This is a genomic window from Arthrobacter dokdonellae (assembly GCF_003268655.1).
In the GTDB taxonomy this organism is placed as follows: Bacteria; Actinomycetota; Actinomycetes; order Actinomycetales; family Micrococcaceae; genus Specibacter; species Specibacter dokdonellae.
Map to the genome: position 1 here is coordinate 3584443 of NZ_CP029642.1, position 22802 is coordinate 3607244.

General features: G+C 68.8%; 21 protein-coding genes. 5 read left to right on the plus strand and 16 right to left on the minus strand.

Annotation, left to right across the window (positions count from 1 at the left end):
- From DMB86_RS15970 to DMB86_RS21545, 3 genes are all read right to left on the minus strand, one after another.
- The gene (locus DMB86_RS15970) at window positions 1-1938 is read right to left on the minus strand and encodes an HNH endonuclease (RefSeq protein WP_129545569.1); all 1938 of its coding nucleotides are present in this window, start codon (window positions 1936-1938) and stop codon (window positions 1-3) included.
- Between the two features lie 343 nt (window positions 1939-2281).
- Window positions 2282-2536, minus strand: a complete 255-nt coding sequence (locus tag DMB86_RS21540) for a GNAT family N-acetyltransferase (protein ID WP_113718662.1) — start codon at window positions 2534-2536, stop codon at window positions 2282-2284.
- The gene (locus DMB86_RS21545) at window positions 2527-2784 is read right to left on the minus strand and encodes a hypothetical protein (protein WP_113718663.1); all 258 of its coding nucleotides are present in this window, start codon (window positions 2782-2784) and stop codon (window positions 2527-2529) included. Before DMB86_RS21545 ends, DMB86_RS21540 begins: the two co-directional genes overlap by 10 nt.
- Here DMB86_RS21545 and DMB86_RS20390 point away from each other — a divergent pair.
- The 3 genes from DMB86_RS20390 (at window position 2783) to hrpA (ending at window position 8050) form a co-directional block, all read left to right on the plus strand.
- Window positions 2783-2965, plus strand: a complete 183-nt coding sequence (locus tag DMB86_RS20390; RefSeq protein WP_129545570.1) for a hypothetical protein — start codon at window positions 2783-2785, stop codon at window positions 2963-2965. The genes DMB86_RS21545 and DMB86_RS20390 overlap by 2 nt on opposite strands.
- Window positions 2966-3154: 189 nt before the next feature.
- Entirely contained in the window at window positions 3155-4009 is an 855-nt protein-coding gene (locus DMB86_RS15985) for a hypothetical protein (protein ID WP_113718664.1), read from the plus strand.
- Window positions 4010-4030: 21 nt separating this feature from the next.
- Window positions 4031-8050, plus strand: a complete 4020-nt coding sequence (gene hrpA, locus DMB86_RS15990; protein WP_113718665.1) for an ATP-dependent RNA helicase HrpA — start codon at window positions 4031-4033, stop codon at window positions 8048-8050.
- Here hrpA and DMB86_RS15995 read toward each other — a convergent pair.
- The 6 genes from DMB86_RS15995 to DMB86_RS16020 form a co-directional block, all read right to left on the minus strand.
- Window positions 7993-9405, minus strand: coding sequence for an MFS transporter (locus tag DMB86_RS15995; RefSeq protein ID WP_113718666.1), 1413 nt, complete (start codon window positions 9403-9405; stop codon window positions 7993-7995). The genes hrpA and DMB86_RS15995 overlap by 58 nt on opposite strands.
- Window positions 9402-9959 (minus strand): winged helix-turn-helix domain-containing protein, encoded by a 558-nt coding sequence (locus DMB86_RS16000; RefSeq protein WP_113718667.1) that lies wholly within the window; start codon window positions 9957-9959, stop codon window positions 9402-9404. The genes DMB86_RS15995 and DMB86_RS16000 overlap by 4 nt, the downstream gene beginning before the upstream one ends.
- Window positions 9960-10022: 63 nt before the next feature.
- Window positions 10023-10709 (minus strand): nucleoside/nucleotide kinase family protein, encoded by a 687-nt coding sequence (locus tag DMB86_RS16005; protein WP_113719630.1) that lies wholly within the window; start codon window positions 10707-10709, stop codon window positions 10023-10025.
- Window positions 10710-10760: 51 nt separating this feature from the next.
- Entirely contained in the window at window positions 10761-11189 is a 429-nt protein-coding gene (locus tag DMB86_RS16010; protein ID WP_113718668.1) for an HIT family protein, read from the minus strand.
- 9 nt (window positions 11190-11198) lie between these two features.
- Window positions 11199-12248: an NAD(P)-dependent alcohol dehydrogenase gene (locus DMB86_RS16015; protein WP_113718669.1), complete on the minus strand. Its 1050-nt coding sequence runs from the start codon at window positions 12246-12248 to the stop codon at window positions 11199-11201.
- Window positions 12245-13090 carry a sulfurtransferase gene (locus tag DMB86_RS16020; RefSeq protein ID WP_113718670.1) on the minus strand — a complete coding sequence of 282 codons (846 nt, stop codon included), beginning with the start codon at window positions 13088-13090 and terminating at the stop codon, window positions 12245-12247. Before DMB86_RS16020 ends, DMB86_RS16015 begins: the two co-directional genes overlap by 4 nt.
- 93 nt (window positions 13091-13183) lie before the next feature.
- On the opposite strand from DMB86_RS16020, the gene DMB86_RS16025 reads away from it, so the two are divergent.
- A complete protein-coding gene (locus tag DMB86_RS16025; protein WP_113718671.1) occupies window positions 13184-14266 on the plus strand; it encodes a PLP-dependent cysteine synthase family protein in 1083 nt (360 codons plus the stop codon).
- Between the two features lie 35 nt (window positions 14267-14301).
- On the opposite strand, the gene DMB86_RS16030 is transcribed toward DMB86_RS16025, so the two are convergent.
- Window positions 14302-14958 (minus strand): MBL fold metallo-hydrolase, encoded by a 657-nt coding sequence (locus tag DMB86_RS16030; protein WP_113718672.1) that lies wholly within the window; start codon window positions 14956-14958, stop codon window positions 14302-14304.
- 146 nt (window positions 14959-15104) lie between these two features.
- Here DMB86_RS16030 and DMB86_RS16035 point away from each other — a divergent pair, with 146 nt between their 5' ends.
- On the plus strand, window positions 15105-15512 hold the full coding sequence (locus tag DMB86_RS16035) for a Fur family transcriptional regulator (protein WP_113718673.1): 408 nt from the start codon (window positions 15105-15107) through the stop codon (window positions 15510-15512).
- Window positions 15513-15677: 165 nt separating this feature from the next.
- On the opposite strand, the gene DMB86_RS16040 is transcribed toward DMB86_RS16035, so the two are convergent.
- From DMB86_RS16040 to DMB86_RS16065, 6 genes are all read right to left on the minus strand, one after another.
- Window positions 15678-17120, minus strand: a complete 1443-nt coding sequence (locus DMB86_RS16040; RefSeq protein WP_113718674.1) for a lipase maturation factor family protein — start codon at window positions 17118-17120, stop codon at window positions 15678-15680.
- An 82-nt stretch (window positions 17121-17202) separates the two neighbouring features.
- Complete coding sequence (locus tag DMB86_RS16045; RefSeq protein WP_113718675.1) at window positions 17203-18087, minus strand: metal ABC transporter permease; 885 nt, start codon at window positions 18085-18087, stop codon at window positions 17203-17205.
- Window positions 18084-18995 (minus strand): metal ABC transporter ATP-binding protein, encoded by a 912-nt coding sequence (locus DMB86_RS16050; protein ID WP_227878431.1) that lies wholly within the window; start codon window positions 18993-18995, stop codon window positions 18084-18086. The genes DMB86_RS16045 and DMB86_RS16050 overlap by 4 nt, the downstream gene beginning before the upstream one ends.
- The gene (locus DMB86_RS16055; RefSeq protein ID WP_113718676.1) at window positions 18992-19924 is read right to left on the minus strand and encodes a metal ABC transporter solute-binding protein, Zn/Mn family; all 933 of its coding nucleotides are present in this window, start codon (window positions 19922-19924) and stop codon (window positions 18992-18994) included. The genes DMB86_RS16050 and DMB86_RS16055 overlap by 4 nt, the downstream gene beginning before the upstream one ends.
- A 137-nt stretch (window positions 19925-20061) precedes the next feature.
- Window positions 20062-21120 (minus strand): hemolysin family protein, encoded by a 1059-nt coding sequence (locus DMB86_RS16060; RefSeq protein WP_113718677.1) that lies wholly within the window; start codon window positions 21118-21120, stop codon window positions 20062-20064.
- Window positions 21117-22475, minus strand: a complete 1359-nt coding sequence (locus DMB86_RS16065; RefSeq protein ID WP_113718678.1) for a hemolysin family protein — start codon at window positions 22473-22475, stop codon at window positions 21117-21119. Before DMB86_RS16065 ends, DMB86_RS16060 begins: the two co-directional genes overlap by 4 nt.
- Between the last annotated feature and the right edge of the window lie 327 nt (window positions 22476-22802).

Here is a 22802-nt window from a genome sequence, read left to right on the forward strand (position 1 = left end):
TCAACGTCGTCGTCCGGGCCGCCTGCCGCGTGTTTGACCGGGCAGGGGCGGTGCGACCGAGGTGTAGCGGTGGCCTGTGGGCGTGGAGGTCGTGGTCCGGGGCAGCGACGCGTCGGGTGATTCGGCGTCGGGTGATTCGGCGCCGGGCGGCGGACCGTTGGCTGGCTCGGCCAGCCAGCCGGGGGCTTCCTTGGCCTGATTGCAAGCTGCGCAGAGGCCCTGGCCATTGGTGGTACTGGTGGGGCCGCCGGCGGCCCACGACTTGATGTGGTCGTAGTGGCGGATGGGGGCTCCACAATACGGGTTGGCGCAGCGCTGGTATTGCAGGCGCAGGAATTCTTTCATCCCGTCGGGGAAGATGCGGGCGCGGGAGTCCATGGTGAGCAGGGCTCCGCTGTCTGGGTGGGTGAAGAGCCGACGCAGCCACGTTCGGGGCGAAAAGCCGCGCCTGCCCGCATTGGGTGCGTTCACCTCGTCGGGTCCGGTGCTCGCGCCATCACCGCCACCCTCCTGTCCGCTCATACTTCCCCCACCGGAGCCGTCTGGTCGGGCATCCAGAACCGGGTCGGAGACTTGAATGCCGAGGACCATGGCCCGGGCTTCGGGTGCCGGGATGGGCTCGTGGCCGACGATGATCGCCGGGTCGTTGGCGCCCTCGAAGAGCGCGCGGTCGGTCATGACGAGTTCGATCATGATGTCGGGTTCGGTGACGGTCGTACACAGGCCCGGACGTCGCGTCGGGGCCGTTTCGGCTGGTGCGTGCGGTATCGCGGGGCCTCGGTGGTAGCCCACAGTGCCGGCGCCGTCATCGCAGGGGATGTGTTGGGTGAGGCGGTGGATGAGGGCGTCGGCCATGAGCTGGCCGCGGCCGCGTTCGTCTCCGGCGGCGGTGGCGGTGTCGGCGGCCCGCGTGAGGGTTTTGAGGATCGTGACGCCGTGTTTGAGCGGAATGAGCGCGCTAAGCAGGGTCATCCCGTCCGCGGCCGGACGCAGAGAAACGTGACGTTCGGTAACGGCCTTGTCCCGGCGTTTGGTGAACACCTCAGGTTCGAGCCGGTAGGCGGCGTCCCGGGCGGCCGCCGCAAGTTCCTTCGAGCCCATGGCAGCCAGCTTGTCGTGGTCGGCGCTTATGAGGGCGTCGACCTCGGCACGGTGGTCGGCGGTGAGGAACACTGTCTCGGTCGCAACGATCCGGGCCCGGTCCTCCCCAATAATCCCGGCGGTGACGGCATCCATGGTGTGCGGGAGTTCGCGCACGAGGACGGCGGCGAGTTCGGCGAGCTGGCGGCCGCGGTAACCGGATTCGTGCCGGGCGAACCCGATCTGGAGCCCGACGCCCTTGCCGAGCTTGTCCTTGGGGACTCCCGCGCGGGCCTGGCTGAGGCGCTGCTGGGCGGTGAACAGCGCCTCGGCCTGGATTTGTGCGGCTGCGAGCGCGTTCTTGGCTTCCTCCAGTCCTGCGATGACGTCAATCAGGGCGGCCCCGGACACTGCGTCGACCACGGCCGGGTCAAAACCCTGGGCGGTGACGGTGCCGCCGAACGCGCTCACCACCGCGGTGGCTTCACCGGCGAGCCTCCCCGCCTTGGTCGCCGCGGCCTTGCAGGCCCCGGCATGTGCGGCCGCCCGCTCCACGAAGGCGGCCGCACGGCCTTCCCGCAAGCCCTTTTCGAAGAGGTCCGCGGCGGCCACTGCGCGTTCCCTGGCCCGGGCGGCAAGCTCGTGGGCCAGGGCTGCGTCCAGCTGGGCGAGAACGGCGGGGTCGAAAAACCCGCCACACACCCCCACCAAGGCCCGCGCTGCGTCCGCCACATCGTCGGCCGCACCAGCAGAGCGTGCCAAAGCAGGACTGACGTCTGGCACCATGCCAAGAATCGCACTGGCCTCAGACGGGTCAGGGGAAACGCCGGCGTCGTCCTGCCACTCCGGTGCAGCCATGGCACACCCCCTGCCCGTCCAGTTCAGCCCGTCATCCGGTAAGTAGAAAAAATGTTCGGAAGCCAATAACTTCCGTGGTTTCTTCAAGCCTAGGACGAGGGACCCGCCCGGAAGCTTCAGGCAGCGCCAAAAGTCAACAACCACCCGCCCGGACCCTACTGTGGAGGACTCAAGTGGCAAGGCACTTGGGCGCAAGCCACGGCGGCAGCACGTACTCGGCGGCCTGCTGAAGACGAGGACTCAACAGGTGCCGACCAGCCGTCACCGAGAAACCCGACCGGCCGTCACCCCGAGACACCCAAGCCGGCTGCACGCCGCAGGCACCTCTGCGCAAACGGGTCCGCTAAAGGACCAGCTTGAATCCCGCGTGCGAGTGCACAAAGCCCAACCGCTCGTAAAATCGGTGCGCGTCGTGCCTGGACAGGTTGGAGGTAAGTTGGACCAGGGCCGCGCCGCGGCGCCGGGCCTCCGCAACTGCCCATTCCATCATGGCGGAGCCGAGCCCATTGCCGCGCATGCGATCGTCCACCCGGACGGCCTCTACCTGCAGACGGGTGGCACCGCCGCGGGCCCATCCCGGCAGGAGAGTCAGCTGCATGGTTGCCACCACTGACCGGCGTCGTCATCAACCACGCACAGCAAGTGCGCCGGGTCGGCGTCAATGGCATGGAAGGCCGCCAGACACGGGGCCCGACGTTCGGGCGCGGCAGAATCGACGGCGGCTCGCAGCTGGTCCCGGGCCATCAAGTCCACGATGGGGCCGACGTCGGATTCGACGGCCCTGCGAAGCCGGAAATGCTGGTCTGCGAGCGGGAAACGTGCCAGCACCGCGTTAGCCGCTGTCATGGACCCATCTTCCCAGACCCCCGCGGACGACGGCGGCCGCCAGGAACGCGCCAACGAACACCGTCTGCTCGACCCCGGTGCCACCCGGCCCAAGACGGTCCCGGGACGGGCCCGGCAGTCATCACGTCCACTCGAGATGACACGAGGCATCCGCACCGTGTACCTATGGAACACCACATGAAAGGTTCCCCATGACCCGACTGATCGTCCTGCTCGCCGTCCTTGCGGTTGCGGGCATGGCCGTCTCAGCCACCGCCGCCTGGTTTTCCCGCCGGAAGGCCCCGAGGGCCATCACCGCCGGCGCCGGAAGGCCCCGAGGGCCATCACCGCCGGCCCGGCGGCGGCGCCCAAGTCCGCCGAGGACCGGGCCATGCTGGCGGCGCAGCTGCGGGCTGTGGCCGGCATCGCCTTCGCCATAGTCATGTTCACGGCTCTGTTCCGCGTTTCCATCGGGGTGACAGGGCAAGTGGGGCTGCCCCTCGCACTGACGGCAGGAGTGTCTGCAAGCGGCGGATTGCTGCTGTATTCGACCCTCCCTGCCGGCAGCCGCCAGACCGCCAGCCGTCAGACCGGCACACGCAACGCCCCCAGGGACCGGGCCCTCCTGAAACCCCGAGCCCTGGCACTGCCGCTGGCCGCGCTGCTTGCCCATGTGGCCCTTCTGGTGGCGACGGGCCTGACCTCGTCCCCGGACAGCCGGGGCCGCTACCGCGTGCTGGCCGTCGCGGATGCCACCTCCGGCAGCGCGGCCACCCCGTACCCCGGCTGGTACTACGGGGTCCCGCTGATGCTCGTCACCCTGGTTCTGGCGGGCACGGCATTGCTGGCCCTGCGCCGCATTGCCGGCACGCCCGCCCTGCCCGATCCCCGCATGGCGGCCCTGGACCGGCGCTGGCGCGAAATATCCGCCCGCGTGGTGCTCCGGCTCGCCACCGGCGCGCTGCTCGGCTACTGTGGCGGCACCGCGGCATTGGCCGGGCAGGCCATGGTCAACGTTGCCTGGCACGACGCCGGCGGCCACCTCCAGCCGCTGCTCGCCTTAGGCATCGCCACAGGTGCGCTGGGAGTGCTGCTGGCCGTGGCCGGCGTCGTACTTTTGGTGCTGGCGGCCCGGGGTGCGCTGACCATCCGGTCCGGGGCGCGCACGCCCAGGCCGGCCGCCGCCCGTGCGCCCCGGACCGCCGCCCGTGCGCCCCACCCCGCAAAAGGGCCGGCAGACCAATGACGGCATAAACTGGACGGCACCATGACTTTGACTATCTCCTACCCCGCCGCGCTGCCCGTCTCGGAGCGCCGCGAGGACCTCATGGCCGCCATCGCCGCCAACCAGGTCACCATCATCGCCGGCGAGACAGGCTCCGGAAAGACCACCCAGATCCCCAAAATGTGCGTGGAACTGGGGCTGGCGGACAAGGGCCTGATCGGCCACACCCAGCCGCGCCGCCTCGCCGCGCGCACGGTGGCCGAGCGCATCGCCAGCGAACTCGACGTCAAGGTCGGCGAAGAAGTGGGCTTCCAGGTCCGCTTCACCGGCCACGTGGGCCCGGCGACCAAGATCAAGCTCATGACCGACGGCATCCTGCTCGCGGAAATCCAGCGCGACAAGCTCCTGCGCAAATACTCCGTCATCATCATCGACGAGGCCCACGAGCGCTCCCTGAACATCGACTTCATCCTCGGCTACCTGCGCCAGATCCTGCCCCAGCGCCCGGACATGAAGGTCATCATCACCTCGGCCACGATCGACCCCGAGCGATTCGCCGAACACTTCGCCTCCCCGGACGGACCGGCGCCCATCATCGAAGTCTCCGGGCGCACCTTCCCCGTGGAAATCCGCTACCGCCCCTTGAGCGGCCCTGCTTCCGGGGAGGACGACGACGAAATCGGCTCGGGCGCGGACCGGAACCGACACGGGGGGAACCGGGAAGACGGGGGCAACAGCGAGGAGGACCGGGACCCGCTCGACGCCGTGTGCGACGCCGTGGACGAGCTCTCCCGCGAGGCGCCCGGGGACATCCTCATCTTCTTCTCCGGCGAGCGCGAAATCCGGGACGCCGCCGAGGCGCTGCGCGGCCGGATCAAGTCTAACCCGCGACTGCGCGACGCCGAAATCCTCCCCTTGTTTGCGCGGCTCTCCCTGGCGGAGCAGCACGCCGTGTTCACGCCTGGCTCGCGCCGCCGGATCGTCTTGGCCACCAATGTGGCCGAAACCTCACTGACGGTGCCCGGCATCAAGTACGTGATCGACCCCGGCACGGCGCGCATCTCACGCTACTCGCACCGGACCAAGGTCCAGCGCCTGCCCATCGAGCGCGTCTCCCAGGCCTCGGCCAACCAGCGCTCGGGCCGCTGCGGCCGCGTGTCCGACGGCATCTGCATCCGCCTGTACTCGGAGGAGGACTTCACGGCCCGCAGCGAATTCACCGACCCGGAAATCCTGCGCACCAACCTGGCCGCCGTCATCCTGCAAATGACCGCCATGGGCGTGGCCCAGGGGCCCAAGGACGTGGAGAAGTTCCCGTTCGTGCAGCCGCCGGACTCCCGCGCCATCGCCGACGGCGTCACCCTCCTGCGCGAATTGGGCGCGCTAACAGCCCAAGGCGGCATCACCGGCGTCGGGCGCCAACTCTCCCAACTGCCGGTGGACCCGCGGCTGGGCCGGATGATCGTGGAGGCCGCCAAACGCGGCGTGGCCGCGGAGGTCATGGTGCTTGCGGCCGCGCTCACCATCCAGGACCCGCGCGAGCGCCCCACGGACAAGCAGCAGCTGGCCACGGAAAAGCACAAGCGCTTCGTGGATGCGAATTCCGACTTCACCGGCTTCCTGAACCTGTGGCGCTACATTAAGGAGAAGCAGGCCGAGCTGTCCTCCAGCGCGTTCCGGCGCCTGTGCAAGGCCGAGTTCATCAACTACCTGCGGGTGCGCGAGTGGCAGGACCTGTTCACCCAGCTCAAGCAGATGGGCAAGTCGCTGGACATCAAGGTCTCCGGCAACGACATTGACCCGGTGGCCAACCACGACGCGATCCACATGTCCCTGCTGGCCGGGCTGCTGAGCCACATCGGCCTCTACGACCAGCGAAGGCGCGAGTACGCCGGCGCTCGCGGCACGAAGTTCATGGTGTTCCCGGGCTCGGCGCTGTTCAAGAAGTCCCCGGACTGGGTCATGGCCGCCGAGCTCGTGGAGACGTCCCGGCTTTGGGCGCGGGTGGCGGCGAAGTTCGACCCCCTGTGGGCCGAGCAGGTGGCCCCGGACCTGGTGAAGCGCACGTACAGCGAGCCGCACTGGTCCAAGAAAATGGGATCCGTCATGGCGCACGAAAAGGTGACCCTCTACGGGGTGCCGATTGTGCCGGACCGCCGCATCCACTACGGGCGGATCGACCCCGAGCTCAGCCGCGAGCTGTTCATCCGCCACGCACTGGTGGAAGGCGACTGGCACACGAACCACAAGTTCTTCCACCGCAACAAGGCGCTGCTGGCCGAGGTGGAGGAACTGGAAACCCGCATGCGCCGCCGCGACCTGCGCGTGGACGACGAGTCCCTCTTTGAGTTTTACGACGAGCGCGTGGGCGCCGACGTCGTCTCCGAGCGGCACTTCGACAAGTGGTGGAAGAATGCCCGCCACGAGAATCCGGCCCTGCTGGACTTTGACACGCACGTGGTCATGGCCGAGGAGCCGGAGCTGGACGAGGCCGCCTTCCCCAAGACCTGGACCGCGGGCGAATTTGAGCTGCCCCTCTCCTACGAGTTCCACCCCACCGCGCCCGGCTCCGTCCCCGACCCGTCCGACGGCGTGACCGTGCAGGTGCCGCTGCTGTTCCTGAACCAGCTGCACGAGGCCCCCTTCAGGTGGCAGATTCCCGGGCTGCGGGCCGAGCTGGTGACGGCCCTGATCAAGTCCCTGCCCAAGGCCGTACGCAAGAACTTCATCCCGGCACCGGACGTGGGCAGGCAGGCCGCCGCAGCGCTGGCCGCAGACTTTGACCCTGGCGTGGACCCGCTGGAGCCGTCGCTGGAACTAGCCCTGCGCCGGATCAAGGGACACATCATTCCACCGGGATCGTGGAACTGGGACGCGGTGCCGTCCCACCTGCGCATGACCTTTTCCGTGGTGGACAAGGACGGCCGCATCCTGGAGGAGGGCCAGGACCTTGCGGCGCTCCAGTCGCAGCTGGCGGGGGCAACGCGGCGGGCCATTGCCGAACAGCTGGGGGCCACGCCGAAGACGGCGCAGTCCGGGCGTCCGCCGTTGGGCGGACCCAAGGGCGGCCCGGGCGGCCCGGGCGGCCCAGGCGCAAAGACCGGCAGGGCCCGGGCCGGGACCACCGTGGCAGGCGCGGCGCCGTCGGGTGCCGGGAACCCGGCGTCGGGCCCTGACACGGAGACCTCCGGCATTCAGGAACGCTCGGGGCTCACCGGCTGGAGCGTCGGAGCGCTGCCGCGCGAGGTGAAACGGCTCGTGTCCGGGCACACCGTGACGGGCTACCCGGCGCTGGTGGACGAGGGCGCCACGGCCGGGGTCCGCGTGTTCCAGCGGCAGGATGCGCAGGAATCGGCCATGCGCGCGGGCGTCATCCGCCTGCTGGCGCTGCGGGTGCCCTCGCCGGACCGGTATATCCTGGACCACCTGAGCAATACCGAGAAGCTGACCTTCAGCCAGAACCCGCACGGATCGGTGACAGACCTGATTGCCGACTGCACGCTCGCCACCATCGACAAGCTCACGCCAGCCGCGCTGCCGTGGAACGAGGCGGAGTTCAACGCCCTGTATGACACGGTGCGGGCGGAACTGATTGACACGGTGTTCACGGTGACGGCCGTCGTCGAACGTGTCCTTGCCTCCAAGCTGCGCATCGACAAGGCGCTGGGGGCAAGCAACAGCCTGCCGCTGATCAGCGCGCTGAACGACATCAGGCAGCAGCTGGACCTGCTGGTGTACCCCGGCTTCGTGGCGAAGACTGGCTACGCCCAGCTCAGCCAGCTGCCGCGCTACCTGGCCGCGATCGAGCGGCGGCTGGAGAAGCTGCCGTCCAACGTGGCCCGGGACGGGCAGTCGATGGCCGCGGTGCAGCGGCTGGAGGACGAGTACGACGACGCCATGGCGGCCCTGCTGCCCGGCCAGCGGTCCACCGCGGGATTGGAGCACGTCCGCTGGATGCTCGAGGAACTGCGCGTAAGCCTGTTCGCGGTGGAGCTGGGGACGGCCTATTCCGTTTCCGAAAAGCGGATCCGCGTGGCCCTGTCAAAGGCGATGGCCGGCTGATCAGCCGGACCCGGACGCCCTGTTCGGACGCTCCCGCGGGTCCGGGGCATTCCCACCCGACGCTCCTGCAGATCAGGGGCATGCCCACCAGACGCTCCCGCAGTGTCAAGGCGACCGCCAACCAGCTCCGCGGCCTGCCCAGTGCCAGCGGAAGGCCTGCCCCTGACGAGGAACAGCGGGGCTGCCAGCGCCAGGACGATCCCTGCCACAACCAGGGCAACGCCGGTGGAGACGCCGGTCGCCAGCAGGCCCAGGACGACGGCGCCGAGCGATCCGGCGGGCTGGAGCACCATGGAGGCGAGGGAGAGGACCGTGGCCCGGTGTCCGGCGTCGACCTCGCCATGGAGCAGGGTCTCGTAGACCGCCCCAAAGGCGCTGTGCACGGCGTACGTGGCGAAGAACGCCGCAATCAGGCCCAGCGGACCGGCAACCAGGCCCATGACCACGACCATGGCCCCCTGGGAGGCCAGGAGGACCATGGACACGGCAGGCATGGACCAGCGGCGCAGCAGCAGGGGGACGGCTGCGGCGCCCGCCGCGGAAATGCCCCACGCAGCCGCGGACACCGGGCCCATCATTGTCGCGGCCAGGTCGGCGCTGCCGAGGAGTTCCGAAAGCCGGATGGGCATGAACTGTTCAAAGCCGACCATGCCGAATCCAAAGAACAGCCCCACCGCCAGCAGGGCCCGCAGCGCACGGTTTCCGGCGACAATGCGGGCCCCGTCCAGAATTCCCCGGGGCGTTTGGCGGATGGAAGCGAGCAGCTTCCCCGCCCGGGCGCTGCGGTCCTCGTGCATGAGGAGAGCGGTCAGCGTGATCTGGAACAGCGTCAGTGCCGCCGCCACCAGGTACGGCGTGCCCAAGGCGTTAAAGGCGGCCACGGGATGCCAGGCAACCAGGCCGCCCCCGAGGACGGCGCCGCTGGCGATGGCCAGCCCGATCACCGTCCCTGCCCCGGAAATGCCGGCGGCCACCGTCTCCCCCTCGCCGGCCGCGATGGTTTCATCGACGTACCACGCGTTCAGCGGCCCGCTGTCCAGGGCACGGAACACGCCGGCCAGCGCGGACGCCGCCATGAACCAGCCCAGGCTGTGCGCGAAGGCGAAAACACCGTACGAGGCCAGCGCAAACACGGACGAGGCAACCAGCAGCGGCTTCCGGCCCAGCGAATCGGCGAAGCCGCCGGTGGGCAGTTCCAGGAACAGCACCACCATCCCCTGGACGGCCACCACGGCGCCGAGTTCGGCGATGCTCAGGCCGCGTTCGAGCGGCAGCAGGGCATAGATGGGAATGAGCATTCCGGTCGGCAGCCAGCGCAGCCCGGTCAGGACCCAGAATTTACGCCGGAGGGTCATGACGGCTTCTTCGGCAGGGCCAGCAGGTGCCAGGCGACAGGCTTGGCCCGCGGGTCGCTGGACTCGCGGCCCCGGTAGCTCTCCACGAGCTCCTCCATCCGGGCCAGCAGTTCCGCTGCGTCCTCGGCGGTGATCCTGAGCAGGTAGTCATTCACACCAAAGGTCCCCTGCCATTCCGAGGCAAAGTCCCCGCGCAGGTACTCCTCCACATTGCCCAGCAGGTATTGCACGTTGTAGCGTACGGCGGACTCCATCAGGGTCCGGCCGGCCTCGTCGTCGCGGAACTTTTCCGCATGGAAGTTCGTCTGCGCGTGCAGCGCCTTCCACCGCCTTTCCCGCCGGGAGTGCTGTTCGTCGTCGCCGACGAAGCCGTAGCGTTCCAGCTGGCGCAGGTGGTACGACGTGGAGCCGCTGGACTCCCCCAGACGCCGGCCGAGCTCGGATGCCGTTGCGGGACCGGACTCGCGAAGAATGCCCAGTATCTTCATGCGCAGCGGACTCGCGATCGCCTTGAGCGTGTCAAGGTCGTCAACAATCTTTTCTGACTTGTCCATGCCACCAACAATAGACCGCAAAGGATTCTTTGCAAAGATATGTTTGCAAAGAATTTTCTGCGTCTACTGCCGGCGCCCCGGGTCCCGCCTGGCGCGCGCCTGAACGAGGCGGGGGGCCTGCGGGTCCGCGTTGTCCACCACCCTCGTGGCGTGCATCCAGGGGCTGGCGTCGGCGAAGTACAGCCGCTGCCCCCCGACGTACCGGCGCATGCCCGGATCGTCCGGGTCTTCCGGTGTGCCGTAGCGCAGGGCCATGCGGCGGGCCGACTCGGTGAACGGCACGTCAAGGAATACGGAGTAGTCCCACCGCCGGGCCAGCTCGCGGCGGTGCAGGAACATGCCCTCCACGATGCACACCGTGCCGGGGGCCGCATGCACCGGCCGCACGTCCAGCCGGACGTCTCGGCCGTGGTCGGTCGCGGCGGCGCGGTAGACGCCGTCGCCCTGCGGGCCGAACGGAGCGAGGACGTGCCGTGCCAGCGACGCGTAATCGTAGGTATCCAGCCAAAACCCTTCCGGCGAGTGGCGCCCGCGGCGGTGGCGCACTTCCCGAAGGTTCAGGAAATCATCGGCGTGGATGAGGACCACGCGGCGCCCGAGCTTTTCCAGGGCGGCCGCATATGCCGTGGCGAAGACGGTCTTCCCGCTGCCGTCCACGCCGTCAACGGCCGCCAGCGTGTAGCCCGCGGCGCACGCAGGCGTTTCGGCGGCCAGGGCGTTGACCAGTTCGTCACGGATTCCCAACACCATGATCCCCACCCGGTTTTCGCCGCTCCACAAACCCCCGCGGCTGCGGGAGCGTCACGACTCCGGGACGAAGGCCCCGTGGCCGGCGGTGCGCAGGGCGGCGCGGATCCTTTCGGCGTTGGCATCGAGGGCAGCGGGGTCCGGATGGTTGTCCACCGTGCCGAAATCGAAGTTTTCCAGGCTGTAGGCGGGGAAGACGTGGACGTGCAGGTGCTCCACCTCGAAGCCGGCGATCGTCAATCCTGCCCGCGGCGCGCCAAACGCCGCCACCTGCGCCTGCCCGATGGTCTGCGCCACGGCCATCAGCCGACCCACCAGCTCAGGGGCGGCGTCGGTCCACTTGTCCACTTCCAGGCGCGGCACCACCAGCGCGTGCCCGTCCGTGAGCGGGCCGATGGTCAGGAAGGACACGCAGTCATCGTCCTGCCAGATGAAACGGCCGGGGATGTCGCCATTGATGATCTTGGTAAACAGGGTGCTCAAGATACGCTCCTAAAGGGTCGAGTTGTCCAGGACAAAGCGGTACTTGACGTCGCCGGCCACCATGCGGTCATACGCCTCGTCCAGCCCGGCCGCCGTGACCATTTCAATGTCGGAGACAATGCCGTGTTCGGCGCAGAAGTCAAGCATTTCCTGGGTTTCGGCAATGCCGCCAATCAGGGATCCGCCGTAGGCCAGCCGCTTGCGGACCAGCAGTCCGGGCTCCACGGGCGGCATCTGCGCCGGCGGCAGGCCCAGCTGGATCAGGGCGCCGTCGCGGGCCAGCGTGCGCAGGTACGGGTTGAGGTCGTGGACGGCGGCAACCGTGTCGATGATGGCATTCAAGGTGCCCTTCGCGCCGGCCATCTGCGCCGGATCCGAGGAGACCACCACGGCGTCGGCCCCCAGTTCCAGGGCTGCCGACGACTTGCCCGCGGAGGTGGTGAACACGGTGACGGACGTGCCGAGCGCCTTGGCGATCTTGACGGCCACGTGGCCCAGGCCACCGAGCCCCACCACCCCCACCGCGTCGCCGTCCTGGACGTCCAGGTAGCGCAGCGGCGAGTAGGTGGTGATGCCCGCGCACAGCAGCGGTGCGACGCCGGCCGGGTCCAGTCCCGCGGGCACGTTCAGCACGTAGTTCTCGTCCACCACGATCGACGACGAGTAGCCGCCCTGGGTGATGCCGCCGCCGTTGCGGCTGTCGGCCACGCCGTAGGTGCCGGTGTTCCCGTTTTCGCAGTACTGCTCGAAGCCTTCCAGGCAGGAGTCGCATTCGCGGCAGGAGTCGACCATGCAGCCCACGCCCACCGTGTCTCCCACGGAAAAGGCCACCACGTCGGCGCCCGCCCGGGTGACGGTTCCGACAATTTCGTGGCCGGGCACCAGCGGGTACTTCGCTGCCCCCCATTCGGAGCGGATGGTGTGCACGTCCGAGTGGCAGAGCCCGCAGAAATCGATGGCGATCTCCACGTCGTGCGCACCGGGCTCGCGGCGTTCAATGGTGCCCGCGTTGAGCCCGGACGTGGCGGACGTGGCTGCATATGCTTTCGCTTGCGTCATGGTTCAACCCTATCGCCCCCGGCACCGGTCGCCACGGGACGTTCGGGCCGGTTTGACCACGCGGACCACGAGCCCGGATACAGCGCGGCCGTGAACCCGGCAATTTCCAGCGCCGCAATCTGGTGGGCCGCAGTCACGCCGGATCCGCAGTACACGGCGACCTCGCCGCCCTCGGCCACGCCCAGCGCCGCAAATCGCGCCCGCAGCTCCGCCGCCGGCAGGAACGTGGCATCCGCCGCCAGGTTCTGCGCGGTCGGCGCGCTCACGGCACCCGGAATGTGCCCGGCCCGGGGGTCCACCGGCTCGGTTTCGCCCCGGTACCGCTCCCCCGCCCGGGCGTCCAGAAGGATGCCGGTCCAGTCCGCCGCGCCGTCCGTGTCCACCGTGGCCCGCGCCCCGAAATGTACGACGGCGTCCCCCGTCTCCGCCTGTTCCTCCCCTTGGGCGAGCGCAAGGTGGGCGGCGCGCCAGGCCGCCAGGCCGCCGTCGAGCAGGTAGACGTGGTCGATGCCCGCGTGGCCCAACAGCCACCAGGCGCGGGCAGCGGCGGTGGCACCGGCGTCGTCGTAGGCCACCACGGTGTCCCCGGCGTTGATGCCCCAGCGCCGCACGGAAGCCTGGAAGTCAGCCTCGGCGGGCAGCGGGTGCCGGCCGTCGCGCGGTTCCCCGTGGCCGGCGAGCTCCGTGCCAAGGTCCACGAAGACGGCGCCCGGAATGTGGCCCGCAAGGTAGTGCCGGCGCCCGTGCGGGTCGCCCAGGACCCAGCGGACGTCGAGCAGGACGGTTCTCGCGCCGGCGGGCAGGCGCTGCTGTAGTTCGGCAACGCTAATCAACACGGTCATGTGTTGCTCCCTTGCAGTGGCATGGTTGTTTGCCTCAAATCTATCCCCGGCCGGGCCCGGAGCGCCGCAGCGCGGGCGCGCTACGCTGGCTTCATGACAACACAGCAAGCGGCGCGATGGTCCTGGACGCACCAGGCGATGCGGAAGGTCCAGGCGGAGAACAACCGCAGCGCGGACACGCACCTGTACAAGGTGGAGCTGCCGCCGCGGTGGGGCGTTGACCTGTATGTGAAGGACGAATCATGCCACCGCACCGGCAGCCTCAAGCACCGCCTGGCCCGCTCCCTCTTCCTGTTTGCGCTCGTCAACGGTTGGATCCACGAGGGCACCACCGTGGTGGAGGCCAGTTCGGGCAGCACGGCCGTCTCCGAGGCCTACTTTGCCCAGCTGCTGGGGCTGGACTTTGTGGCGGTCATGACCGGCGGCACCAGCCCGGAAAAGATCGCCCTGATTGAGAGTTTCGGCGGTCGCTGCCGCTTTGTGGACAAGGCCGACCAGGTCTATTCGGCGGCGGCGGCCATGGCCGCCGAGTGCAACGGGCACTACATGGACCAGTTCACCTACGCCGAGCGGGCCACGGACTGGCGAGGCAACAACAACATCGCCGAGTCCATCTTCAGCCAGATCTCCCATGAACGCTTCCCGGAGCCGTCGTGGGTGGTGGTTGGCGCCGGGACGGGCGGCACCTCGGCCACGATCGGCCGGTACATCCGCTATCACGGACACTCGACGCGGCTGGCCGTGGTGGACCCCGAGGGATCGGCGTTTTACCCGGCCTGGCAGTCCGGGGACCTGTCGGTCGTGACGGGCACGTCGTCCCGCATCGAGGGGATCGGCCGGCCGCGGGTGGAGCCCAGCTTCGTGCCCGGGGTCATCGACGCCATGGTCCAGGTGCCCGACGCCGCCTCCGTGGCCGCCATGCTGCACTTCACCGAGCTGACCGGGCTGCACGCCGGCCCCTCCACCGGCACCAACCTGTGGGGCGTGTGGCAGCTGGTGGCGGACATGGTGGCGGCCGGGGAACAGGGCAGCATCGTCACGCTCATGTGCGACGGCGGCGAACGGTACGCCGGCAGCTACAACAACGCGGCGTGGCTGGCCGCCAAGGGGCTTGGCCCCGAGCCGCATCTGGACTCCATCCGCGCGTTTTTCGAGACCGGAGTCTGGGCGGGCTAGGCATGCGCGGCCGGCGGCGTGCCAAGCTGGCGGGGCTAAAGCTCGACCGACTCCCCGGGCGCCAAGTGCCTAAAGTCAGTGCCGTGCTCTGCGCCGACGCGGGCGATGTGCGACTCGGTGAAGCCCAGGCCCGTCTCATTGAGCAGCCCGTCATGGATCTGGAAGGCCCTGGGCGCGCGCACGGACACCACAAAGTCCACCACCTCGGCCACCTTGGACCACGGCGCATGCACCGGGACCAGCAGCGTGTCCACCTGGACCCCGGGCGGAACGATCAGGGAATCGCCCGGGTGGTAGACGGCGTCGTCCACCAGGAAGCCCACGTTGGCGACCACGGGGATCGACGGGTGGATCAGGGCGTGCTGTCCGCCAAAGCAGCGGATCGTGAAGCCGGCGGTGGTGAAGGTGTCGCCGGCGGCGGCGCTGTGGACCTGACCGGACGTCTGGGGCGCGGCGGCGCGCAGGGCGTCCGCCACCACGGCCGGAGCGTGGACGGGCGTGCCGGGGTTGGCGGCAAGGGCGGCCAGGACGGCATCCTGGTCGATGTGGTCGGCGTGCTCGTGGGTGATGAGGATGGCGTCGGCTCCGGCGAGCGCCAGGTCCGTTTCGGAGAACGTGCCTGGGTCGAGGACCACAACGCGGCCTTCTTTTTCAATCCGGACACAGGCGTGGGTGTATTTGGTCAGCAACATGGTGCCAGCTTATGCCTGCCGCAACACCGCACCAAGGCGGCTCCGGACGGCACCGGGCGGCACGCCACGGTGTGGAGTTGCACGGTGCGCTAGGCTGTTTAACTGGATGGAACGCGACGGCAAAGCAGTGAAAGCAGGTTGGACGCATGTCGGAAGTGCCGGTCAAGGAGCAGCGCGTCACCAAGCAGCGCCTGGCCATCAGCGCCGCATTGGATGGCCTGGCGGACTTCGTCAGCACCCAGGAACTGCACCGCCTCCTGCACGAACGGGACGTCCGGGTGTCGCTGGCCACCACCTACCGGATCCTGGCGTCCATGGCCGAGGAAGGCCTGGTGGACACCCTGCGCAACGGCGAGGGCGAGGCCGTGTACCGGCGATGCTCGGCCACCAGCCACCACCACCACCTGCTGTGCCGCAACTGCGGAAAGACCGTGGAGGTGGAGGCTCCGGCGGTGGAAAGCTGGGCCGCACGGATCGCCAAGGACAACGGCTTCACCCAGGTCCAGCACACCGTGGAAATATACGGACTGTGCCCGGAGTGCGCCGCCGCCTGACGTAGGGGCCCCGCAGCTTATGCACACGCCAGCCCAGGGCTTCGGCGCATAAGAGCCCCGACGCAGCTTATGCGCACGCCAGCTCTGCGAAGCCTGCGCAGCTTGTCCACTGGCGCAGCTCCCTACACGCGCACGGCGCGTCATCGTCGGGCGGGGGCCCGACGCTCACCCGCTGCGGCTGATGGGCGGCACAAAGTCGCCCAGCGGCTCGCGCACCCACCAGTCACCCGTCTCGCGGCGCTGGCGCCAGGTGGTGAAGCGGCAGCTGAACACGCGCGCCCGCACCCACGCCGGCCGCTCGCCGCCAAACGGGTCGCGGCGCAGCAGCTTCAAGGTGGCCGGGTCGGCGTCCAGCAGCTTGTTCAGGAAGGGCACAAACCAGTTCAGTCCCGGCGAACCCAACGCCAGGAACCACATGAGCCAGTCGAGCCGCAGGTGGTAGGGCGCAAATTGGCGTGGCATGCGGCCCGGATCCCCCGGTTTGCCCCGGAAGCCGTACTCCAGCCACGGCCCGGTCTCGGGATCCCCGGCGGTCCCCTCGACCACCACCTCGTAGCGTTCGCGCGTGATGGAACCAAACGCGCCGTAGGCATTCGCCAGCCGCCACCGGTTGAAGCTGCCGTTCATCACCTGGTTCCGGGAGAACAGGTTCCGCAGCGGCCACCAGCTCAGCGCCAGCATCAGCACCCCCATGGCCAGCACGACGACGGCGAACCAGGCCGGCATTCCCAGCACCCCTTCCGCCGTGCCGGCCCCCGCTGCACCCGCCGGAAAGACCGCCAGCGCCGGCGTGGACACCGCGGAAAAGGCCAGGATGATGGTGATGGCATTCAGCCACGCAAAGTTCCCTGAAAGCACCAGCCAGCACTGCGTGGCGATGATGACGACGGCGGCCACGGTGGCCACCGGCTGCGGGGCGAACAGGAAAAACGGCACCACCAGCTGCGCGACGTGGTTGCCGAGCACCTCGGCCTTGTGCAGCGGCTTGGGCAGGTGGTGGAACCACCAGCTCAGCGGGTTGGGCATGGGCTGGGTCTCGTGGTGGTAGTACAGCGCCGTCAAGTCACGCCACGCGGGGTCGCCGCGCATCTTGATCAGTCCGGCGCCAAACTCCAGCCGGAACACCAGCCAGCGGAGGGCAAACAAGGTGATGGCCGGCGTCGTGGTCTGGTCAGAGCCCAGGAAGGCGGTCACAAAGCCGGCCTCCAGCAGCAGGATTTCCCAGCCGAACCCGTAAAACACCTGTCCGACGTTGACGATCGACATGTACAGCAGCCACATCGCCGCAAACACCAGCAGGGGCACCCAGGCCGGCCCGCGCTGGGGAAGCCCCGCCACCACCGAGAGTCCCAGCACGGCGCCCGTCCACGCCACGGCGCGCAGGAGCCGGTCCGAGTACCGCCATCGAAAGAGCGTGGGGCCGGGAAGGCGCACCACGCGGGCCAGGTAACGCGGCACGGGCAGCAGGCCGTGCTCGCCCAGCAGCGCCGGGAACTGCAGGGCGCCTGAGACAAAGGCAATGACAAAGATGGCCGCGACGCCGCGCTGGAGCACAAGCCGCCCCAGCCCGAAGTCCGCAGTGCCAAACCAGCCGCCCAACCAGTCCATGCACCCACGCTAGACCCTGGAGCTGCGCCGCGTCAGCCCGCGGCGCGCAGGAAGCACGGCTGCGTGCGCATAGCGGCGGGCCCTAGGCGTGCGCAGGAGGCGCCGCGGCCCGCGCCGTCCAGCCCCGCCGCCGCCGCAATGCGCCCAGCGCACGGCATACAAGGTAGATCACGAACGACAACGTGGTCACGTACGGCGAAATGGGGATGCGCCCGCCCAGCGCCAGCATGATCCCGCCCACCGTGGCAAGCATGGCAAAGGCGACGCTGAGCAGCACCACCATTCGCGGCGCGGCCGTCACCTGCAGGGCCGCGGCGGCCGGGGTGATGAGCAGGGCCAGCACCAGCAGCGCACCCACCACCTGGATGGACAGCGCGACCGAAATCCCCAACAGGAACATGAACGCCACCGACAGCGTCCGGACCGGAACGCCGCGTGCGGCGGCAATGTCCGGATCGGCACTGGCAAAGGTCAGCGGCCGCCAAATGAGCACCAGCCCGGCAATGACCACCAGCGCCGTCACCGCCAGGGCGGACAACTGGGTCGAGTCCACGGAGACGATCTGACCGGTGAGCAGGCCGAACTTGTTGGCCGCCCGCCCCTGGTAGAGCGACAGGAACAGGATGCCCAGGCCCAGCCCAAAGGGCATGATGACGCCAATGACCGAATTCCTCCCGCGCGCCCGCACGCCCATCACGCCGAGCAGCAGCGCCGCGAGCACGGAGCCGACCAGGGAGCCGAAGATGACGTCGGCGCCCACCAGCAGGGCAAACGACGCGCCGGCAAAGGACAGCTCGGCGATGCCGTGGACGGCGAAGGCGAGATCGCGCATCATGACGAAGGTGCCGATCAAACCGCCCACCAGGCCCAGGATGGCGCCGGCCAGCAGGGAGTCGCGGAACAGCGGCAGCAGTTCGGCATAGTCGGTGAAGTTGAACACCGCGCTGGTGAAGTCCGCCCAGCTCATGCGCCGTCCCCCATCCCGGCCGCCAGTCCGTCCCGCGCTCCGTCCAGGGGTGCGTCCAGGGCTGCGTCCGCCGCCAGCACTTCCGGGTGCCCGTCAAGAACGGCCTGGGGCATGCCCACCACCACGATCCGGCCGTTGCTGTGGAGCACCTCAACGTGCGTTCCGTACAACTTCGAAAGCACCGTGGTGGTCATGACCTCGTCCGGGGTGCCGATGGTGAAGCGGCCCCCGGCCAGGTACAGCACCCGGTCCACGTGCTTGAGGATCGGGTTGATCTCATGCGTGACAAAGACGACGGCGGTCCCGTTGGCCTTGGCCTGGCGCCCCACCAGCGCGCTGACTGCCTTTTGGTGGTGGAGGTCCAGCGACAGCAACGGTTCGTCACACAGCAGGACCCGTGGGTCGGGCGCCAGGGCCTGGGCAATGCGCAGCCGCTGCTGTTCACCGCCGGACAGCAGGCCCACGGGGATCCTGGCGTACGGCGTTGCGCCCACTTGTGCCAGGAGTTCGTCAACGCGGCGGCGGTAGGAGCGCCCGCGGATCCGGATGCCCCATTTGTGCCCGTCCACGCCCAGTCCCACCAGGTCGCGGGCGCGCAGGGGCGTGTCCGGGGCAAAGTGCTTTTGCTGGGGGACGTAGCCGATGCCGCGGTGCCCCCGCCGGGCGGGTTCGCCGTCGACTGTCAGGGTCCCGGCGCTCAGGGGGGCCAGGCCCAGCAGGACCTTCAGGAAGCTGGTCTTGCCGCTGCCGTTGGCGCCCAGCACGGCCAGGAATTCGCCCGGGGCAACGTCCAGGTCCAGCCCGTCCCAGAGCACCCGGTTTCCGTAGGCGAGCCTGGCGCCGCGCAGGCTGACGGCGGGTTGCCCGGCGGGATCCACGGGCGGGAGGGTGTGGACGGCCGGGCTCACTTGGCGGTGGCCTTGGAATGCGTCAGGGCCCGGGCGATGTTGGCCGTGTTGGCGCCCATCCAGGTCAGGTAGCTGTCCCCGGCCGGCAGGGTTTCGGCGAAGTCCACTACGGGGACGCCGGCCGTCTGGGCTGCCTTCTTGACCTCCAGGGTCTGCGGGCCCTCCGTTTGCTCGTTGTACGCGAGCAGGTCCACGGTTCCGGAACTCATGAGTGCCACTGTATCGTGAAGGACCGCCGTGGGGACGTCGGAGCCGTTTTCAATGGCGGTGCTGAACGCGGCCGGGGTCTTGTTGACAAGCCCGGCCTCCGCGAGCAGGTAGAGCGGCACGGGTTCGGTGATGGCGGCGGTGGCGCCCGGATGCGCCGACTTCACTGCTGACAGCTTGGCCTCCAGCCCGTTCAGCCCTTCCTTGAATGCCGCGGCGTTTGCCGTAAAGGTGCGTGCATGGGCGGGTTCCAGCGCGGCAAAGCGCCTGGCGAGCTCGTCGGCCAGCGTGGACACGGCCGGCAACGAGTACCAGACATGCTCGTTGAAGTCGGCCCCCTTGTCCAGGCCGGACAGCTCGCTGGCGTTGACCACCTTGGCCGGGTCCAGGACGCCGCTGGCGAGCCGGCTGAAGAAGTCGTCGTAGCCGCCGCCGTTTTCAATGCCGACGGCGGCCTTGGAGACGGCCAGCTTGTCCTGCGCCGTGGCCTCGTAGGAGTGCGGGTCGGCGTCGGGACGGTCAATGATGGAATGCACATCCACGGCGTCCCCTCCCACGGCCTCGGCAATGCTGCCATAGACGTTGGTGGAGGCCACCACGTCAATTTTGCCGCCGCCGGCCTGGGTGGCCGTCGCGGCGTTCGAACCGCTCCCGCAGGCGCCCAGCGCCAAGGTGGCGGCAACGGCGAGTCCAAGGGTCAGGGTCGTGCGGCGAAATGGCATGCGAAGGTCCTTTAGGAGACGCTAATGAGAATAATTACTAATAACTCCAGTCCTAGCCTAACCCATATTAGGAATGATTCGCATCAAGCCTGGTCGGCCGCCTCAGCCGCTGGCGCCATGTGCCGGCACTGTCCGGGTCAACCCCGGCGGCGCTCCTGGACCTGCGTCTGGGTGGCGTCGCGGATCTCCCCGACGAGCTGCTCAATGACGTCCTCGAGGAACAGGACGCCGACCGTCTTATTTTCCGGGGAAATGACGCGGGCCACGTGGGAGCCGGTGCGCTGCATGATCGCCAGCGCATCCTCGATCTCCTCGTCCACGGCCAGGTTGACCAGGGAGCGCGCGCGGCCCTCCCCGATCGGCAGCTCGTACCGTGCCACCGGAATGGGAAGCACGTCCTTGAGGTGCAGGTACCCGAGGAGGGTGCCGGCCTCGTCGGCAAAGACGAACCGGGAGAACCCCGTCTTGCCCACCTTGTGCTCAAAGTCCACCGGGGTGGCCGACGCCGGCAGGGTCACCACCTGCTCCAGCGGCACCATGATGTCCCCGGCCCTTTGCGTGGAGAATTCCAGTGCGCCGTTGATCAGCCCCGTCTGGTCGTCCACCAGGCCGCTGCGCGTGGATTCGGCCACGATGGACTGCACCTCCTCCAGGGTGAAGGAGGAGGAGACCTCGTCCTGCGGCTCAATCCGAAACAGGCGCACAAGGTGGTTCGCGCTCCAGTTCAGGGCCACGATCACGGGGCGCACGCCCTTGCCGATGAACACCAGCGGCGGTGCCAGCAGCAGCGCCGCCTTGTCCGCGGCCGAGACGCTCATGTTCTTGGGCACCATCTCGCCGAACGTCACATGCAGGAAGGTCACCAGCAGAAGCGCCACCACGAACGCGACGGGGGCGGAGATGCTTTCCGCCACGCCCAGCGCATGTAGCGGCACGGAGAGCAGGTGGTGGATGGACGGCTCGGCCACGTTCAAGATCAGCAGCGAGCACACCGTGATGCCCAGCTGGGAACAGGCCAGCATGAGCGAGACGTTTTCCATGGCCCCCAGCGTGATCTTGGCGCGCTTGGACCCGGCGTCGGCACGCGGCTCAATCTGGCTGCGGCGCGCGGACATGATGGCAAATTCCGCCGCGACGAAGAAGGCATTGCCCAGCAGCAGCACCACCAGCCAGGCAATTCCGGACCAGGGGCTCACTTGACCCCACCCCGCGCCGGACCCGCACCGGAAACCGGGGGCCGTTCCCCGGTGTCGCGCTCAGGTGCCGGGATGAAGCAGATCCTGTCGATGCGGTGTCGTTCGAGCCGGTCCACCACGAGCGTGCCACCCTCGACGGGCACGGAGTCACCCACAACGGCGATGCGGCCCAGCTCGGCCATCATGAAGCCGCCGACGGTTTCGTAGCCGGCCTCGTCAGGCACCTGAAGCGGGCCGATGCGTTCGGAAACCTCGTCCGGGCGCATGAGGCCGGGGAAGAACCAGTTGCCATCCGCGCCCTGCAGGATGCCGGGCTTGGTGCGGTCGTGTTCGTCGGAAACTTCCCCGACGATCTCCTCAACCAGGTCTTCGAGGGTGGTGACGCCGGCGGTGCCGCCGTATTCGTCCTGGACCACAGCCATCTGCAGGTTGCCTTCGCGCAGTTCCAGGATCAGCGCGTCCAGGTGGACGGTTTCCGGCACGCGCAGGACCTCGGTCATGATGGCCCCGGCCTCGATGTCGGCACGCTTGCGGAAAGGGATGGAAACGGCCTTCTTCAGGTGGACGACGCCCAGGATGTTGTCCGGGGAGTCACCGATGACGGGGAAGCGGGAAAAGCCCGTGCGCCGGGCGGCATCAATAATGTCCGCCACGGACTGTTCGGACTCGATGGTCTCCACGCGCATTCGCGGGGTCATGACGTCGGCTGCCGTGCGCTCGCCAAAGCTGAGCGTGCGGGCCACAAAGCGTGCGGTGCCTTCATCCAGGGTGCCCATGGCGGCGGAGCGGCGCACCAGGGAGGCCAGCTCGGCCGGGGACCTGGCTCCGGAGATTTCCTCCTTGGCCTCCATGCCGAACAGGTGCAGGACCTTGTTGGCCACGCCGTTGAGCACCAGGACCGCGGGCTTGAAGATGGCAGTGAACACCAACTGGGGCCTGGCCACGGCCTTGCCAATCTCGATGGACTTGGCGATGGCCATGTTTTTCGGCACGAGTTCGCCGATGAGCATGGACAGCAGCGTGGCGATGACCATGGCCGCGGCGAGGGCGGCGGGGGCCGACACCGCCTCGGGAACGCCCAAGGCAGCCAGCGGTACGTCCAGCAGGGCGCCCAGCGACGGTTCCATGAGGAACCCCGTCAGCAGGGTGGTCAGCGTGATGCCCAGCTGGCAGCTGGAGAGCTGGGTGGAAAGGGACTTAAGGCAGCGCAGGAGCGGTTCGGCTGCCGTGTCGCCGTTGTCGACGGCGCGCTGGACCGTGGCGGGGTCCAGCGCCACCAGGGAAAATTCCACGGCCACGAAGAATCCCGTGCCGAGTATGAGCAGCAGGCCCGCCGCCAGGAGGAGCCACTCCATCAGAAGCCCGCCGTTTCAGCGGATGCGCTGCGGGGGGCGGCCGCCGTTTCAGCGGATGCGCTGCGGGGGGCGGCCGCCGGTGGAGGGTGGTCGGCGCCGGGAGCTGCACTGGTGCCGGCGCTCGGGCCGGAAGGCGTGGGCGTGGCGGCGTGGCGGGCTCTTGCATGGGGTTTGCCGGCTTGTGCAACGGTCGCTGCGGGTCGTCGGTGGACTCCCCGCGGACCGTTGCGCCGGCCCCTAGATTTACTTTCCATAGGTTTTTCAGTCTACATGAGCACCGGGCCCGCAGCCGGGCCCCCGGCTGCGGGCCGGGGGTGTTCCACCGCG

What these genes read in the sequence shown, in the direction of transcription:
- DMB86_RS15970 (WP_129545569.1), bottom strand. Translation starts at nt 1,938, where the DNA reads ATGGCTGCACCGGAGTGGCAGGACGACGCCGGCGTTTCCCCTGACCCG.
- DMB86_RS21540 (WP_113718662.1), bottom strand. Translation starts at nt 2,536, where the DNA reads ATGCAGCTGACTCTCCTGCCGGGATGGGCCCGCGGCGGTGCCACCCGT.
- DMB86_RS20390 (WP_129545570.1), top strand. Translation starts at nt 2,783, where the DNA reads ATGGACCCATCTTCCCAGACCCCCGCGGACGACGGCGGCCGCCAGGAA.
- DMB86_RS21545 (WP_113718663.1), bottom strand. Translation starts at nt 2,784, where the DNA reads ATGACAGCGGCTAACGCGGTGCTGGCACGTTTCCCGCTCGCAGACCAG.
- DMB86_RS15985 (WP_113718664.1), top strand. Translation starts at nt 3,155, where the DNA reads ATGCTGGCGGCGCAGCTGCGGGCTGTGGCCGGCATCGCCTTCGCCATA.
- hrpA (WP_113718665.1), top strand. Translation starts at nt 4,031, where the DNA reads ATGACTTTGACTATCTCCTACCCCGCCGCGCTGCCCGTCTCGGAGCGC.
- DMB86_RS15995 (WP_113718666.1), bottom strand. Translation starts at nt 9,405, where the DNA reads ATGACCCTCCGGCGTAAATTCTGGGTCCTGACCGGGCTGCGCTGGCTG.
- DMB86_RS16000 (WP_113718667.1), bottom strand. Translation starts at nt 9,959, where the DNA reads ATGGACAAGTCAGAAAAGATTGTTGACGACCTTGACACGCTCAAGGCG.
- DMB86_RS16005 (WP_113719630.1), bottom strand. Translation starts at nt 10,709, where the DNA reads ATGGTGTTGGGAATCCGTGACGAACTGGTCAACGCCCTGGCCGCCGAA.
- DMB86_RS16015 (WP_113718669.1), bottom strand. Translation starts at nt 12,248, where the DNA reads ATGACGCAAGCGAAAGCATATGCAGCCACGTCCGCCACGTCCGGGCTC.
- DMB86_RS16020 (WP_113718670.1), bottom strand. Translation starts at nt 13,090, where the DNA reads ATGACCGTGTTGATTAGCGTTGCCGAACTACAGCAGCGCCTGCCCGCC.
- DMB86_RS16025 (WP_113718671.1), top strand. Translation starts at nt 13,184, where the DNA reads ATGACAACACAGCAAGCGGCGCGATGGTCCTGGACGCACCAGGCGATG.
- DMB86_RS16030 (WP_113718672.1), bottom strand. Translation starts at nt 14,958, where the DNA reads ATGTTGCTGACCAAATACACCCACGCCTGTGTCCGGATTGAAAAAGAA.
- DMB86_RS16035 (WP_113718673.1), top strand. Translation starts at nt 15,105, where the DNA reads ATGTCGGAAGTGCCGGTCAAGGAGCAGCGCGTCACCAAGCAGCGCCTG.
- DMB86_RS16040 (WP_113718674.1), bottom strand. Translation starts at nt 17,120, where the DNA reads ATGGACTGGTTGGGCGGCTGGTTTGGCACTGCGGACTTCGGGCTGGGG.
- DMB86_RS16045 (WP_113718675.1), bottom strand. Translation starts at nt 18,087, where the DNA reads ATGAGCTGGGCGGACTTCACCAGCGCGGTGTTCAACTTCACCGACTAT.
- DMB86_RS16055 (WP_113718676.1), bottom strand. Translation starts at nt 19,924, where the DNA reads ATGCCATTTCGCCGCACGACCCTGACCCTTGGACTCGCCGTTGCCGCC.
- DMB86_RS16065 (WP_113718678.1), bottom strand. Translation starts at nt 22,475, where the DNA reads ATGGAGTGGCTCCTCCTGGCGGCGGGCCTGCTGCTCATACTCGGCACG.